Below are 15,937 nucleotides of genomic sequence, written 5' to 3'. Positions count from 1 at the left end.
TATTTGGTTTAAAAAATTCAAACTGATAGATTTATGCAAAATCCACAATATGAATTTCTCAGATTCCAAAGAACTACGGTCAATATTATGGCCAAGAGTAGAAAAACCACTGTTAGAAGGTTATTTTGGAGGCGTCTTTAATAAAGAACATAACAAATTTTATGCTGCAACTTTAACAAAAATATCGGATATAGATTATGACGATTTTGAATATCATCATGATCTATTTCATGGTTCTAGCTCATTGTTCTATGATTTTAAACAGGCAAAAAGATTCATTACTCCAGATTCCTGGCAAAGAAAATCAACCCGTGAGCTTATTGATGAAAAAGTATATACCTATTTTTCAGTTTCCTTTATAGGCATGTTCTTTGAAGGCGAGTGGTTTATCTTAAAAAGCCTTACCTTTTATGGCAATCAGAAAGATGAAATCGAACTTAGGGATGACATTCAAAAACAGGGTAACGATGCCAATTTTTGGCATGATTACTTATTTCTTCCCAAAGCATCTCTCCAGCATGATGTACTAGGCGAAACGGTTGGTTTACGAGATATACAATTCGAAGAATTTAAAGAGTCACCCTACTTGGTTGCTATTTTAAAGCAGGAAAAAAAAGAAAAAATAAACCGGGCTTTTGCAAATTATTGCGACGAAGAGTTTGTTAATCCGTTTTTTGAAAAGATTCGGATAACTTTTCCATCTGAATATACAGAACTATCCCCTTTAAGAATTAATTATACTATGATTTTTCCAGCGCATAAAAAACAGGTTATTTTTTGTGCACTAGTAGCCGATTATCAGGATAAATGGCGATTAAGGTATTATTTGCTAAACACCGAGGACAGGCAATTTTATGAGTGGGTGTATTTTAAAAACGATGAATATGATTTCTCCTTTTTCTACAGCGACTTAATCATAAATAATCTAAAGACAATTTCAAATTGGGACTACGATGCTTTTCTTGATTCATCGTGCACGATGGACGATGATTTTTTTTGGAAAGAATATGTTTTCAAAAAAGAAGATAACAGTTTCTCCTATCTAAAATTACTTTAAAAAATAAAAGCCTCACATTTCTGTAAGGCTTTTGGAAGTGGTGCCACCTGGATTCGAACCAGGGACACAAGGATTTTCAGTCCTTTGCTCTACCGACTGAGCTATGGCACCCCCTTTTGGGATTGCAAATGTAGCATTCTTTTTTTCAAATCCAAAAAAGGATTTTAGATTTTATTCAGTTTTTTTCTTCGGATACATCCTTGGTAAAGCCATCTTTTTGATAAACAGGAAGATGTATAAAAAAATATTTTCATTTTGGATTAGACATTGCCCAATGAAATGGTATATAACCAAAAAAGCCTCTCATTTCTGAAAGGCTTTTGGAAGTGGTGCCACCTGGATTCGAACCAGGGACACAAGGATTTTCAGTCCTTTGCTCTACCGACTGAGCTATGGCACCATCCGTTTGGGATTGCAAATGTAGCGTTCTTTTTTCAAAAGCAAAACTTTTTTTCGATTATTTCATTGTCGCTCTGATTATCAATTAATTAATTTTTCGCTCTATGTATAAAAAGTCCTAATTATAGCTTAGAATGAGTACAAACAAACTATTTTATCGATTTTTTTATGCATGCATAGCAATTTATTTAGATTAATATCCTAATTTAGCATAACAATCTAATATTGCATGGTAGCACAGATCCTTTTTCTAGTACTTACACTTGCAGCAATTGCGCTGTTTACAGTTAATCTGCGTAAAATAATTCGCAATATCCGCTTAGGCAAATCAGTCGACCGCAAGGATCAGCCTCAAAAAAGACTGATGACTATGCTCCGGGTAGCTTTTGGCCAATCAAAAATGGTTGTCCGCCCCATCCCCGCCTTTCTGCACTTTTTCGTTTACATCGGTTTTGTGATCATCAACATCGAAGTGCTCGAAATTATGATCGATGGTCTTTTCGGTACACACCGTATTTTTAATGGTTTGGGCGGCCTGTATAATTTCCTGATTGGATCTTTTGAGATATTGGCTTTTACCGTTTGGGTTTCCTGCGCCATTTTCCTTATCCGCAGAAATATACTTAAGCTTAAACGCTTTAGCGGTGTTGAGATGAAAAGCTGGCCAAAATCTGATGCCAATTACATCCTGATTACCGAAATTTTATTAATGAGCGCTTTCTTGCTTATGAATGCAGCCGACGCTAAACTACAATTGTTAGGCTCAGCACATTATGTAAACGCAGGTGCATTTCCGGTGAGCCAGTACTTAATAAATATACTGCCATCAACAGAAGGTGCATTGGTTATTGTAGAGCGCAGCTGCTGGTGGTTCCATATTATCGGTATACTGGCATTCTTAAATTACCTGCCTTACTCAAAACATTTCCACATCCTCTTTGCTTTTCCGAATACATATTTTTCTAACCTGGAGCCTAAAGGTGAGTTTACCAACATGGTATCGGTTACCAATGAGGTAAAGGCCATGCTTGATCCATCTTTCGTACCGGCAGAAACCGAATCTGGAAAATTTGGCGCAAAAGACGTTACCGATTTAAGTTGGGTAAACCTGATGAATGCTTATACCTGTACCGAATGCGGAAGGTGTACTTCGGTATGCCCGGCAAACATTACAGGCAAACTACTGTCTCCACGGAAAATTATGATGGATACCCGCGACCGTATTACTGAAGTGGGGCAAAACATAGATAAACATGGTGCTGAACATCAGGATGGAAAATCTTTATTGGATGATTACATCAGCAGAGAAGAAATTTGGGCCTGTACCAGCTGTAATGCTTGCGTAGAGGCCTGTCCGGTAAATATCGATCCATTACAGATTATTATGGAGCTTCGCCGTTTTGCCGTGATGGAAGAGTCGCAGGCACCTGGAAGTATTAATGCCATGATGGGAAATATTGAGAATAACCAGGCACCCTGGAAATACTCTCCAGCCGACCGTTTTAACTGGGCAGAAGAAAAATAATTTTAAATATGAAGGCTAAAGCTTTTTGGATTTTATCCGTCCTGATCATACTCAATAATCCCTTTAGGGCTCAGGCACAGAAAGATCCCACAAAACAGAAGCTTGAAGATTACAGAAAAGGCTTTTGGGACAATATCCCGAAACCCAAAGGTTGGGTTAATGATTACGAGTATAATTTTAACGAAAAACAAATTGCTACATTAACCAATCTGATTACAAAGTTTAAAGGAGAGTCGGCTATCCAGATTGCAATGGTTACCATCGATACTTTGATGACTAGCAAAAAGAAGTTTAACGACCTCGCTTTAAGAATGGCCAATAGCTGGGGAGTTGGAGAAAAAGGAAAAGACAATGGAATTTTAATTGCTTTTTCGCGCAAACACCGGCTGATCAGAATATGCAATGGATATGGAATCGAAAAAATGATATCCGACAGGGAAACAAAAGAAGTGATAGACAAATATATCATCCCACATTTTAAAAAAGACGATTATTATACTGGAGCCCTAACAGGTTTAACTGAGTTAATTAAATTATTAAAGACAAAACAATAGTACACATCAGCGCTTTGAACTGATACTAACTAATGATACCTTATAAAAATGGAATTTAAAGTCCCTACAATGGCCGAGCTAATGGCCGCAGGCGAAGAACCGGAAATATTATTTTGGGTAGGTTGTGCTGGAAGTTACGATGAGAGAGCACAGAAAATAACCCGCGACATCTGTAAGATCCTGCATCATGTAGGCATCAAATATGCTGTTTTAGGCACAGAAGAAAGCTGTACAGGCGATCCGGCAAAGCGTGCAGGGAACGAGTTCCTTTTCCAGATGCAGGCCATGACCAATATCGAGGTATTAAATGCTTACAACATTAAAAAAATCGTGACAGGCTGCCCACACTGTTTCAATACCATTAAAAACGAATATCCAGGCTTGGGCGGCACTTACGAAGTGATTCACCATACCCAGCTGATCCAGGATTTAATCAATGAGGGCAAATTAAAGGCCGAAGGAGGAGAAAGTTTTAAAGGTAAAAAGATCACCTATCATGATCCTTGCTATTTAGGCCGGGGAAATGGGATCTATGAAGCGCCAAGAAAAGCTCTGGAGGTGCTTGATGCACAGTTGGTAGAAATGAAACGCTGCAAAAGCAACGGCCTCTGCTGTGGAGCCGGTGGTGCCCAAATGTTTAAAGAACCGGAAAAGGGAAATAAAGATATCAACGTAGAACGCATTGATGAGGCGCTGGAAACCAACCCACAGGTTATTGCTGCAGGATGCCCTTTCTGTATGACGATGCTGAGTGATGGCATTAAATTAAAAGATAAAGAACAGGAAGTTAAGGTATTGGATATTGCTGAGATTACAGCAAGGGCAAACGGACTGTAGCCATCATTTCAACTAAATAAACGAAGCCTGAACATCGACGATGCTCAGGCTTTGTTATATTGTTAATTCCTAATTTGTTATACCGCATCAGATAAGGAGGTGAAGGTAAAATCCCTGATCCTTAATGGTGGCAAGAGATAGTTGGCTTCCGATTCGGCACTCACTGTTCTTTCCGCTATTCCGATTTCATCGAGGTTATTCAACATAATAATCGGACTTTCATTAAAACGGAAATTCTTTACCGGAAACTTGATCTCGCCATTTTCGATGTAAAAAGTACCATCTCTGGTCAGCCCGGTTAGCAATAAGGTTTGTGGGTCTACCGTACGGATATACCATAAACGCGTAACCAATATGCCTTTTTCTGTTCCTTTGATCAACTCTTCCAAAGTTTTGGTTCCACCCTTCATAATGGTACCTCCAGGGGTTGGAATCGCCTTAATGCCGGTTTTTTGCGCCCAATATCTCGAGCTGTATAAATTTTTAACCACTCCTTTTTCTATCCAGTTTACTTTCTGCTGTGGCCGCCCGTCTCCAGACCATGTTGAAGTTGGCAGCTCAGGATTCCAGGGATCTGAATAAATATTTACCCGTTCATCTACCAGTTGTTCTCCTAATTTTGTCTTACCTCCGGTTTTACTCATAAAGCTTCGCCCCTCATCAGCCTGCCTGGCATCTAAAGAGTATAATAAATTCTCCAACATTACCGCTACGGCGGTTGGCTCTAAAATAACGGTATATTTACCTGGTTCTATAGCCTTTGCGGTTACCGACGACATTGCCTTTTTTGCAGCAATTGCAGTATCGGCCTTTGCATTAAGTTTGCTAAAATCGTTGTATCCCCTTGTGGCATAACCTGAGCCTTTACCATCATCGGTTCTTACCGTAATGTTAAAAGCGACATCGGTTGAGGTATTATAGGCAAACAAACCCTTACTATTCATCATTGCTGAACAACCCACGCTATTTGATAAAAATCCAGCGGCATTGAGTTTGTTATCCATAGCCTGTTTTAAACTGGCCTGCACTGCATCGGCCCTGTCTTTTGGCGTAACGGCCGCTGTAGCTGGAGAAAATGTAGGTGAATCGGCACCATATTCCTGAGGACCAAGAAAAGGCATAAACTCAGGATTTTCTGGTGCAAGCTGCGCAAGTTCTTCTGCTCTGCGCACTACTTTTTGTAATGAAACATCATCAAACTCGTTTATAGTTGCTGTACCGAGTTTTTTTCCGAAGGCTGAGCCAACCACCAAACTGTTAGAACTAATTCCACCACTGGTAGAAACCGCGTTTCTGGCATACCTGAGGTTGCCACTATCCGAACAATTTAAATTTACTTCACATTGTTCTGCTTTAGAGTAAGAAAGTACTTTAGTTAAAAGTGCCTTTGCTTCTGCTTTTGTTAAGATTGGCATAATTTCTATCAGATTTTTCTAGCGGTGTTGATCACATTAACTTTATTAAAACGTGTGGTTGCCGATCCGTGAGATACAGCACTTACCTGACCGGGTTGGCCTTTACCATCAAAAAACGAGCCTCCTAAACGGTAATCGCTTTGATCACAAATGGCCACACACGAATTCCAGAATTCTTGAGTATTAGCCTGATAAGCTACATCTTTAAGCATACCAACTATTTTCCCTGCTTTAATTTCGTAATAAAGCTGACCGCCGAATTGGAAATTATAACGCTGCTGATCGATAGAAAAAGAGCCATCGCCTACAATGTAAATGCCTTTTTCTACGTTTTTGATCTGATCGGCTATACTCAATTTGGCTTTACCAGGCTGCAAAGAAATGTTGGCCATACGCTGAAACTGAACACTGCTCCAGTTATCGGCATAACAACAACCTTGTGATGCATTTAATCCTAATATATGTGCCTGATCTCTGATGGCCTGGTAATTTACCAGTATACCATCTTTAATCACATCCCATTTTCCGCATTTTACACCTTCATCATCATAACCAACGGCCCCTAACGATCCAACTTCGGTTTTATCGGCAGTAATATTCACTTCCTTGCTACCATAGCTAAATTTTTTAGATTCCCATTTATCTAAAGTTAGAAAACTGGTTCCTGCATAATTGGCCTCGTAACCCAATACGCGGTCTAGCTCGGTTGGGTGACCACACGATTCGTGAATAGTTAACCATAAATGTGAAGGATCCAATACCAGATCATACTTGCCTGGTTCTACTGATTTTGCCTTCATCTTTTCGCCCACCTGCTTTGCTGCCTGCGTAGCATCTTCAAGCATATCGTACCTGCCTTTATAAAGCGTACCGGAAACCGTTTGTATTTTATCCTGTGGCCTTGCGTTTAAATATTCGTAACCTTTGCCTGTAGGCGCACTTAATGCATTTCTGGTTTCGAACTTACCGGTTACTTTATCTATTTTAGTGATAAAGAAAGTAGGCCAGATGCGATGAATATCCTGATCGATGTAGGAACCATCAGTTGAAGCGAAATATTTTTGCTCATTTACCGCAAATAAGATGGAGTTGATGTAATCTGCACCGCCCTTAATAGCCGCATCGTTTACCGCCAACAATAAATCTACCTTTTCTTTTACGGGTACCTCAAAAGTATTTTTCTCAATCGGAGCTTTCCAGCTTACCTCACCATAGCCTTTTTGTGGCGCCAGCTTTACAGGCTCTCTTAACAAACGGGCATTTTCTTTGGCAATAGTTACCGCCAGTTCGGCCGCTTTGGCAATACTATCTTTATCCAATTTATCGGTTGCCGCAAATCCCCAACTGCCATTCGAAATTACCCTGATCCCAATCCCATAAGATTCGGTATTTACAATATTCTCTACTTTATCCTCTCGTGTAACTACATATTGGTTAAGATACCTGCCTACACGCACATCAGTATAAGTTGCCCCTTTTGAGCGTGCCGCATTAAGGGCAACATCAGACATGATTTTTTTAGCTACCGGGTCTATATATTCTAAGGCCTGCTCAGGGGAAATCTCTTTCCCAAAAACTGGAATAGCAGGCAGCATTGCCGCAGCAGCGCCTACGCCAGTTAAATAAATAAAGTTTCTACGTTTCAAGATGAGATGGTTTAAATGTAACTGAATATAAGTGTTTTAACTTATATTCAAAAATTTCTTGATCCTTGTACTGTTTAGGTTGTTTATTTTTCTGTTACTAATGTCGGTTTCCCGTGCCGCAGGGGCCAAGTTTATATTCCTGATCAAAGCGGCATTCCCAATATTTCATTGGGATAAAACGTAGAGTAGGAATAACTTTAAAAAATGCGAACAACAAGCGCTCCAAACATAACCGACGAACTCAACCTTTATTATTTGATGGTTTTTTATTTTCAGGAAAGCAATAGCAGTATTCCATAGATCAATTTCTTCCTGCTCTACCTTCTGCCATGAAAAATGGCATTCGTTCGATCAGGTTTAGTTTAGCCATTTTCTGCTACTATGTCGGTTTTCCGTGCCACAGATCCAAGTTTATAGCCCTGATCGAAGTGGCATCCCCGATATTTCATCGGGATAAAGCGAAGAGCAGGACTAACTTAAAAAAAGCGAACGACAAGCGCTCCAAAACAGGCAATAAGCTTAACATCTTAATTTATACCCTAATGGTGTTAACAAATTGAATTAATAAGATCAGAAAAGGATAATCAACTAGCTTGAAATGCTCATTATTAGAACAAGTTATGGCTTCTGAGAAATTAAAACCTCTGCATTTATTTTATTTAAGTTATCGCGAATCAGGTTTAAATCTTCGGCCTCCATATTTTTTAATGGAATGACTAGCTGTGTAGCCATCGAATCTACGTCGCCTCCCCTGTCTTTATAGGTTTGCACAATGACGTCATCACCTTTAGTATGGATATATAATTTACCCGAAGTATTTGTACCATAATAGTCCATATCCTTAAATTTCGATAGCTTAAATGCGAAATACTCCGTTTTACCGTTATTAAAATACCGCTTGTAACGACAAAAGCCATTGTTGGTAACATTTAGCTCATAACGCTTTACCTCGTCACTTTCCTGGCTGTTATCGTAATGATCGGTAAATGTTTTTTGAAGGGAGCTGATTGATTGCGCTATGGTTTCGGGGTTGGAAAAAGCACATAAAAACACACAAAAAGCCGAAAGAAGGGATATTTTCAAGCAGAGTGTAAACTTTTTCATCAGGTTAGCGTTTTAAACACACCAATTTAATTAAAATCATAAATTTGTATATGAGTTTTTCTCCACAATCAAGAGTTTGGATATACCAAAGCGATCGCAAATTTACTTCTACCGAAGAAAGTGAGATCTTAAACAAATTAGCAGCTTTTACTAACCAGTGGAAAGCACATGGAAATGAATTGCTTGCAAAAGCAGAAATCCGCTATGGCTTTTTTATTATCCTAACAGTCGACGAAAGTCAGGCGGGTGTTACCGGTTGCTCTATTGACAGTTCTGTGCGCTTAATTAAAGAAATTGAACAAGAATTCCATGTAGATCTTTTTAACCGTTTCAACATTGCCTACAAAGTAAATGGAGAGGTTGTAGTGAACAGCAAAGAAGATTTTGAAACTTTGGTCAATATTAAACAGGTAACACCAGAAACGATTGTGTTTAACAATATGGTACAAAATCTAGCTGAGTTGGAAAGCAAATGGGAAGTTCCTTTTCAAAATAGTTGGCATTCTACTGTTTTTGCACATTTATTGTAAGCTGCATGTTCATTGTAGATCTTAAATATATTGTTCCACTAACCGAGTTGGATGAGCATATGAAGGCGCATGTTCAATATTTAAAGAAATACTATAAAAAAAACATCTTTGTAGCTTCTGGCCGAAAAGTACCCCGTACCGGTGGAATTATCTTAGCCCTGGCACAGGATGGAGAGGCTTTAAAAAAAATCCTGATGGAAGATCCGTTTTACATCAATCGATTGGCCGATTTCACCATTACCCAGTTCTTAACCTCACAATATCATCCAGATCTCGAATTACTTTTAGGAAAATGATTCTTAAAACCAGTAGTGATATGCTACATTATTTTCACTACTGGTCAAACAATTAACTAGCAAAAAACATTATATTGGTTAAATCAAATAATGTCTATGAAGCGCTGGCTCAAAATCTATTTAAAAATCGTATCGGTTATTGTTGTGCTGATTATCCTAGCCTGGATGGCGGGTGCATTTTATATCAGTAGAAATAAAAAAGAAGTACTCGCTTCTATCCTGTCGCAGCTCAATAAAAATTTAAACGGAAAAATTACCGCTACAAGCATGGAGCCAACACTCCTGAAAAGTTTTCCCGGGGTTTCGGTATCCTTAAATGGTGTTTTACTGAGAGATAGCCTGTGGGCTCAACATAAACACGATCTTTTAAAAGCGCAGGATATAGATGTATCGCTAAACGTACTTTCGCTTATTGTGGGCAACATTAACATTAAACAGATTGCCATTAACAATGCATCTATTTATATCTACACCGATTCTACAGGCTATAGCAACACCAGTATTTTTAAAAGCAAACCGAAAACCGATAAAAAATCGTCAGCAAAATCTTCCGCATTAGAAGTTAAGAAAATAGATTTTAATAAGGTTAGCCTCATATTAGACAATAAAAAGAGATTCAAATTATTCAATTTCGATATCGATCAGATCCAGGGCAGAATGGAATATCCTGATAGCGGATGGACAGGTAAAATTAAATTGATGACTAAGGTGAATAGTTTCGCCTTTAATACGCGCAAAGGAAGCTTTTTGAAAGACAAAACGCTTGATGGAACATTGAATGCACGGTACAGCCGCAATATGGATGCGGTAATTCTAAGCCCTGAAATATTAAACATTGGTGGCCATCCTTTTAAAATAGGCGCTAAAATAGATTTAGATAAATCTGCTTTTGCCATTAGCATAGCTGTTGATGATATTTTATTTAGAGATGTTGCTTTACTCCTATCGCCCAATATCTCCTCCAAACTCTTAAAGTTCGGCATAGAAAAACCGATCAATATCCGCGGAAATATTGTTGATGACGGATCAGGAAAATACGGGGATCCCTTGATCAAAGTGGGCATAACCGTTCGAGATAATGTGGTTTCTATTCCAGCGGGGAAACTAACGGCCTGTAATTTTGATGGTTCCTTTACCAATCGGGATACCGTTGGCGGTATTATTGGTGATGAAAATTCATCCATCAAATTCCACAGGCTTACGGCAAAATATTTTAATGCACCGCTGAAGATCGACACTTTCACGGTAAATAATTTATCGCGCCCAATTGCTACCGGACTGGTAACCTCGCAATTCCCCTTATCCAATTTAAACAATTCATTAGGCACGAACGATTTTGAATTTAAAAACGGAACAGCCAACTTAAGGTTATACTGCAAGGCTGATATTGATAACTTCAGGTTTACCAAACCTGTTGTTTCGGGAAAAATAGAGATTGCAGATGCCGACATCCTTTATATCCCAAGAAAACTTCATCTGGTAAAAAGTGCTTTAAACATCAATTTTAACCAGAACGATTTATCGATACAGAATGGACATTTTCAGCTGGGCAAAAGCGAGCTTAATGTAAGCTGCAACATCGCCAATTTTGCCAACCTGTATTATACCGCTCCGGAGAAAATATTGGTAAACTTAAAAATGTCGAGTCCTCAACTCTATCTAAAAGAGTTTTTACCTTTCTTAGGGCCAAGAACAGCAAAGAAAAAATCGAACGGAAATAAACAAGTAGTTTCAAAAGAGCTAAGCAATGTATTGGAGCTTTCACAAATGAATATCCGCTTAACGGTTGGTAAAGCCATTTATGATAATTTTTTGGCTAAAAACCTCGATGCCGATATTTCCTTGCGCAGCGGAGGTATATTCTTCAACAAAATAAGTGTGGCTCACGCCGGAGGCCAGCTATCGCTAAATGGAAATATTATGCAGGAAGCCGCCTCAAATAGCTTTAAAATCAATTCAAAAATCAGCCATGTGAGTGTTAAAGATTTCTTTTATTCGTTTGATAACTTCGGACAGAATACCATTACCAACAAGAATTTAAAAGGTTATTTATCATCGTTGGTTAACATTTCCGGAAGAATATCGCATACTGGGAAAATTCTTCCACGATCGATAAATGGCAAGGTGGTGTTTAATCTAAATAATGCTGCGTTGGTTAATTTCGATCCAATGGTTAAGGTAGGAAAGTTTGCCTTTGCCAACAGGAACTTATCAAACGTAGAAATCAAAAATCTTGATGGAACACTTAACGTGCGTGGTGATAAGGTAGAAATTAGTCCGATGCAGGTAAACTCTAGCGCTTTAAACTTTAACGTAAAAGGCACCTATGCTTTAGGATATGGCACAAACGTAGAGATGGACATTCCATTGAGAAATCCGAAGGGAGATGAAATTCTAACCAGATCAGAAAAAAGAGAAGCCCGTATGCGTGGCATCGTATTGCACTTAAAAGCTGTTGATGATGAAAAAGGTGGAATAAAAATCAGGTGGAATAAGGATCATGAATAGGCATCAGTCATGAGTCCGGAGTCGTTAGTCTTGAGTCTAGTTCACCTAAAAAACCGACTAGGGACTGACGACTAAGGACTAAAAATCCAACGGTCCCAACCTATTCATATTTCTTAAAATCAAATATTGGCGGTGCCTGATGTATGGGGTTGCATTTTTGGGCGTCCATCTTCTGGGGTTTGGAAAACACGAAGCAATTAAAGCGGCTTGTTTCTTAGTTAACTTGGTACAGGGTTTACCATAATAGGCTTGGGCAGCGGCTTCAGCACCATAAATCCCGTCACCCATTTCAATTACGTTCAGGTAAACTTCCAATATTCTTTCTTTGCTCCAAAAGAGTTCAATCAGTAAAGTAAAATAAGCTTCAAAACCTTTTCTTATCCATGATCGGCCAGGCCACAAGAAAACGTTTTTAGCCGTTTGTTGCGAAATGGTACTTCCACCCTTTACCTTTTTCCCTTTAGCATTACTGGCAAAAGCTTTTTCAATGGCTTTCATATCGAAACCGATATGTTTTAAAAAGAGTTGATCTTCGGCAGATACTGCAGCCCGTTTCATGTTATCAGACATATCGTCAAACTTCACCCACTTTTTCTCTGTTTTAAAAGACTTTCCATCAGCTTTACGCTCAATATTCCGCAGTACCATTAAAAGCGTGATAGGTGGATTGATAAAACGCAGTGCGATTACCCAAAACACAGAAACCAGCAGAAAATATAAAAATACCTTCGTAGCAATATTGGTAATCTTTTTTAGAAGGGGATGTTTTGCTTTGCTTTTAGTTCTGGTTGTCCGCGTTTTCGCCATGTCGCAAAGGTAATTAAAGGGATGGAAGATGGGAAATGCAGGAGACTGGAATAGTGCAAAAAAAACAAAACCGAAATGCAAAATTCTCGTTGTAAACCCTTAATGTACATTAAAATCACTTTGTTTATGTATTTTGTGATTCACATTTTTAAACAGAGTGCAAAACAAAATTAACCAAATGAAAAAACTAGGCTATCTCTTTCTTGCTGTTACACTATGGAGCTGTAGTACAACCAAAAACATCAATAACAGATCTGAAAAATGGATAACACTTTTTAACGGAAAAGACATTAAAGACTGGAATGTTAAAATTCATCACCATGACTACAATGTAAACTACGGAAATACCTTTAGGGTTGAAGATGGAACCATACAGGTTCGATATGATCAATACGGCGATTTCAATGATCAGTTTGGTCATCTTTATTACAAAACACCCTTCTCTTACTATCATCTAAAACTAAAATACCGTTTTGTTGGCGAGCTGCAAAAAGGTGCGCCAAGTTATACCTTACGCAATAGTGGGGTAATGTTCCATTCTCAAGATCCGAAAACTATGCCTAAAGAACAGGATTGGCCAATTTCGATCGAAATGCAGTTTTTAGGTGGCTTGAGCGATGGCCGTCCCCGTCCTACCGGAAATATGTGTTCGCCAGGTACAGAAATTTTTTACAATGGCAGTATTTTTCCAGGTCATTGCCTGGATTCTAAATCGAAAACATACGATGGCGACCAGTGGGTATCTGCAGAACTTATTGTTATGGGCGATTCGATAGTAAGACATATTATTAATGGTGATACTGTATTGCAGTACAGCAAGCCACAAATTGGCGGAGGCGTCGCTAACCGTTACGATCCGAAAATTAAAATTGATGGAAAAGCACTTACACAAGGTTTTATTGCTTTACAGAGTGAAGGGCAGCCTGTCGATTTTAAGGATATCGAGATTATGGAACTCCCAAATAATGGCAAGAAAAAATCTAATTAAACATTTTTCAATATCATACGTTACAATAACATGAAAGTTGTATTAATTACAGGAGGAAGCAAAGGAATTGGTTTCGGCATTGCCGAAGCCCTTTTAAAAGAAGGTTATAAAGTAGCCATTACAAGCAGGACGATTGCCAGTGCAAACCAGGCGGCATCACATTTGGTGGCACATGGTGATGTATTGGCCATTGAAGCAGATGTTGTAGATTTTAAATCTCAGCAAGATGCTGTAAACCTGATACTCGAAAAATGGGGACAATTGGATATACTGATCGCCAACGCTGGTATAGGGCACTTTGCTCCCATTGACGAGCTGAACATCGATTTATGGAAAGAAACCATCGATACCAATTTAACAGGCGTTTTTTACAGCATTAAAGCCTCTGTTGAAGAAATCAAAAAAACGAAAGGGCATATCTTTACCATATCCAGCTTGGCAGGTACAAACTTTTTTGCAGGAGGTTCTGCTTACAATGCCAGTAAATTTGGTTTAACGGGCTTCACACAATCGGTTATGCTCGATCTGAGAAAGTATGGCGTAAAGGTGAGTACCATTATGCCCGGTTCGGTAGCCAGTCATTTTAACGATCACCAGCCCAATGCTGAAGATGATGCCTGGAAAATCCAGCCAGAAGATATGGGTAAACTGATTGTTGATTTATTGGCCATGCCAGCAAGAACACTACCGAGTAAGGTAGAAATCAGGCCAACCACGCCGAAAGGGTAATGAAAGATTAATCATATTGTATAGTCATCAGCTACGTTCACTTAAGTCTGTGAGGAATCTATAAAGGTTTCCCACAGATTTGCTGATTCAGCGCCCATCAAACATTTTCATAGCAAGTTCATTACATTTTCATAATACCCTCACTGTCGATGCACTAAAATGCCCTGACTTTGTTACAAAATTTAAGAAAATATGCCCTTACTTTGTTACAAATAACATCTATTATAGTTCACTCAATCGACAACATCATCCATCTTACCTTATCCATTTTCCATAAAAAAAGGTCTCGATTTGCATCGAGACCTTTTTTTATGATTCTTTAAAGAATGCTTATTCAGCTACTACTTCAAAAGGAACCTGAACTTTAACTTCTTTGTGTAAGTTTAAGTTAGCCACATATTCGCCAACAAATTTAGGTTCAGTTTCGAAAGTAATACGACGACGGTCTACATCAAAGCCTTGTGCTTTTAATGCTTCAGCAATCTGGATTGTATTAACCGCTCCGAAGATTTTTCCGCTTTCGCCTGCTTTAGCACCGATTGAAAGTTTAACATCAGTTAAACGCTCAGCAACACCTTCAGCATCTTTCTTAATTTTATCTTGTTTAAAAGCAGCTTGCTTCAAGTTCTCAGCTAAAACTTTTTTAGCAGAAGAAGTAGCCAATGCTCCAAATCCTTGAGGGATTAAATAATTACGGCCATAACCTGGCTTTACTGTAACTACATCATCTTTCTCACCAAGGCCTTTAATATCTTGTTTTAAAATAATTTCCATATCTCTAGCCTCCTATTTTAATTGATCAGCAACGAAAGGTAACAAACCGATGTGACGGGCGCGTTTAACTGCCTGAGCCACTTTACGTTGGAATTTTAACGAAGTACCAGTTAAACGGCGTGGTAATAATTTACCTTGATCGTTAATAAATTTCAACAAGAAATTTGCATCCTTGTAATCGATGTATTTAATTCCGTTTTTCTTGAAACGGCAATATTTTTTACGGTTATCCTCTACTTTAGGGGCAGTTACGTATTGTATTTGTTCTCTTGCCATTACGCTGCAACCTCCTTAGTTTTTTTGTTAAAAGCACCACTACGCTTTTTCTCATTGTAAGCAACAGCATGTTTGTCTAAACGGATAGTTAAGAAACGCAACACACGCTCATCGCGTTTTAATTCAAGCTCTAATTTTGCGATCAAATCACCTGAAGATTTATATTCAGTTAAGTTGAAGAATCCGTTTGATTTTTTCTCAATTGGATACGCTAATTTTCTCAAACCCCAATTATCCTCTTGGACAATTTCGGCTCCGTTATCAACAAGGATTGCTTTATATTTGGCTAATGCCTCTTTAGCAACTTCTTCTGATAACAAAGGGGTTAGAACGATAACAGTTTCGTACTGATTCATTGTTATAAATTATGTTTTAATTTTTTAATCCCGAGGTATATTACGGGGATGCAAAAGTAACAATATATTTCTTAAAATCAAATGATTAATTAGATTTTATGAGGAAAAGAGGAGAATGGAAGATGTAAAATGGGAT

The 15,937-nt window shown here is 38.5% G+C and carries 16 protein-coding genes and 2 tRNA genes; 9 read left to right on the top strand and 9 right to left on the bottom strand.

Translation table 11 applies throughout. The features are described from left to right. Window positions 1-49 precede the first annotated feature (49 nt). Window positions 50-1,057, top strand: coding sequence for a hypothetical protein (locus EZ456_RS02765; protein ID WP_131527111.1), 1,008 nt, complete (start codon window positions 50-52; stop codon window positions 1,055-1,057). Window positions 1,058-1,095: 38 nt separating this feature from the next. On the opposite strand, the gene EZ456_RS02760 is transcribed toward EZ456_RS02765, so the two are convergent. Together EZ456_RS02760 and EZ456_RS02755 are read right to left on the bottom strand one after the other, a co-directional pair. After that, a tRNA-Phe gene (locus EZ456_RS02760) sits at window positions 1,096-1,168 on the bottom strand. A gap of 216 nt (window positions 1,169-1,384) precedes the next feature. Further along, a tRNA-Phe gene (locus tag EZ456_RS02755) sits at window positions 1,385-1,457 on the bottom strand. A gap of 228 nt (window positions 1,458-1,685) precedes the next feature. Here EZ456_RS02755 and EZ456_RS02750 point away from each other — a divergent pair. The 3 genes from EZ456_RS02750 to EZ456_RS02740 are packed head-to-tail and all read left to right on the top strand — an operon-like array spanning window position 1,686 to window position 4,372. Beyond that, complete coding sequence (locus tag EZ456_RS02750) at window positions 1,686-2,981, top strand: 4Fe-4S dicluster domain-containing protein (protein WP_131527109.1); 1,296 nt, start codon at window positions 1,686-1,688, stop codon at window positions 2,979-2,981. A gap of 8 nt (window positions 2,982-2,989) precedes the next feature. After that, window positions 2,990-3,535, top strand: coding sequence for a TPM domain-containing protein (locus EZ456_RS02745; RefSeq protein WP_131527107.1), 546 nt, complete (start codon window positions 2,990-2,992; stop codon window positions 3,533-3,535). Window positions 3,536-3,583: 48 nt separating this feature from the next. Beyond that, complete coding sequence (locus EZ456_RS02740; RefSeq protein ID WP_025144610.1) at window positions 3,584-4,372, top strand: (Fe-S)-binding protein; 789 nt, start codon at window positions 3,584-3,586, stop codon at window positions 4,370-4,372. Window positions 4,373-4,449: 77 nt separating this feature from the next. Here the strand turns inward: EZ456_RS02740 and EZ456_RS02735 are convergent, their stop codons facing one another. The 3 genes from EZ456_RS02735 to EZ456_RS02725 form a co-directional block, all read right to left on the bottom strand. Beyond that, complete coding sequence (locus EZ456_RS02735; protein ID WP_205945012.1) at window positions 4,450-5,787, bottom strand: TldD/PmbA family protein; 1,338 nt, start codon at window positions 5,785-5,787, stop codon at window positions 4,450-4,452. 8 nt (window positions 5,788-5,795) lie between these two features. Beyond that, entirely contained in the window at window positions 5,796-7,433 is a 1,638-nt protein-coding gene (locus EZ456_RS02730) for a TldD/PmbA family protein (protein WP_131527103.1), read from the bottom strand. Window positions 7,434-8,051: 618 nt separating this feature from the next. After that, complete coding sequence (locus tag EZ456_RS02725; protein ID WP_131527101.1) at window positions 8,052-8,537, bottom strand: hypothetical protein; 486 nt, start codon at window positions 8,535-8,537, stop codon at window positions 8,052-8,054. Window positions 8,538-8,587: 50 nt separating this feature from the next. On the opposite strand from EZ456_RS02725, the gene EZ456_RS02720 reads away from it, so the two are divergent. The 3 genes from EZ456_RS02720 to EZ456_RS02710 all read left to right on the top strand — a co-directional run bounded on the left by EZ456_RS02720 (window position 8,588) and on the right by EZ456_RS02710 (window position 11,871). Next, on the top strand, window positions 8,588-9,067 hold the full coding sequence (locus EZ456_RS02720; RefSeq protein ID WP_131527099.1) for an ABC transporter ATPase: 480 nt from the start codon (window positions 8,588-8,590) through the stop codon (window positions 9,065-9,067). Between the two features lie 5 nt (window positions 9,068-9,072). After that, entirely contained in the window at window positions 9,073-9,363 is a 291-nt protein-coding gene (locus EZ456_RS02715; protein WP_131527097.1) for a YciI family protein, read from the top strand. A gap of 96 nt (window positions 9,364-9,459) precedes the next feature. Then, entirely contained in the window at window positions 9,460-11,871 is a 2,412-nt protein-coding gene (locus EZ456_RS02710; protein WP_165501221.1) for an AsmA family protein, read from the top strand. A 78-nt stretch (window positions 11,872-11,949) separates the two neighbouring features. Here the strand turns inward: EZ456_RS02710 and mtgA are convergent, their stop codons facing one another. After that, window positions 11,950-12,678 (bottom strand): monofunctional biosynthetic peptidoglycan transglycosylase, encoded by a 729-nt coding sequence (gene mtgA / locus EZ456_RS02705; RefSeq protein ID WP_131527093.1) that lies wholly within the window; start codon window positions 12,676-12,678, stop codon window positions 11,950-11,952. A gap of 178 nt (window positions 12,679-12,856) precedes the next feature. Here mtgA and EZ456_RS02700 point away from each other — a divergent pair, with 178 nt between their 5' ends. Continuing rightward, window positions 12,857-13,666, top strand: a complete 810-nt coding sequence (locus tag EZ456_RS02700) for a 3-keto-disaccharide hydrolase (RefSeq protein WP_131527091.1) — start codon at window positions 12,857-12,859, stop codon at window positions 13,664-13,666. 30 nt (window positions 13,667-13,696) lie between these two features. Then, entirely contained in the window at window positions 13,697-14,395 is a 699-nt protein-coding gene (locus EZ456_RS02695; RefSeq protein ID WP_131527089.1) for an SDR family oxidoreductase, read from the top strand. Window positions 14,396-14,725: 330 nt separating this feature from the next. On the opposite strand, the gene rplI is transcribed toward EZ456_RS02695, so the two are convergent. From rplI to rpsF, 3 genes are read right to left on the bottom strand one after another with little or no spacing between them, the layout of a single operon-like run. Further along, window positions 14,726-15,169, bottom strand: coding sequence for a 50S ribosomal protein L9 (rplI, locus tag EZ456_RS02690; RefSeq protein ID WP_029277406.1), 444 nt, complete (start codon window positions 15,167-15,169; stop codon window positions 14,726-14,728). 12 nt (window positions 15,170-15,181) lie between these two features. Further along, entirely contained in the window at window positions 15,182-15,445 is a 264-nt protein-coding gene (gene rpsR, locus EZ456_RS02685) for a 30S ribosomal protein S18 (protein WP_010599582.1), read from the bottom strand. Next, window positions 15,445-15,801: a 30S ribosomal protein S6 gene (rpsF, locus tag EZ456_RS02680; RefSeq protein WP_029277408.1), complete on the bottom strand. Its 357-nt coding sequence runs from the start codon at window positions 15,799-15,801 to the stop codon at window positions 15,445-15,447. Before rpsF ends, rpsR begins: the two co-directional genes overlap by 1 nt. Window positions 15,802-15,937: the final 136 nt, after the last annotated feature.

The organism is Pedobacter psychrodurus, assembly GCF_004331735.1.
GTDB lineage: Bacteria > Bacteroidota > Bacteroidia > Sphingobacteriales > Sphingobacteriaceae > Pedobacter > Pedobacter psychrodurus.
This window is presented reverse-complemented; position numbering and strand designations above follow the sequence as displayed.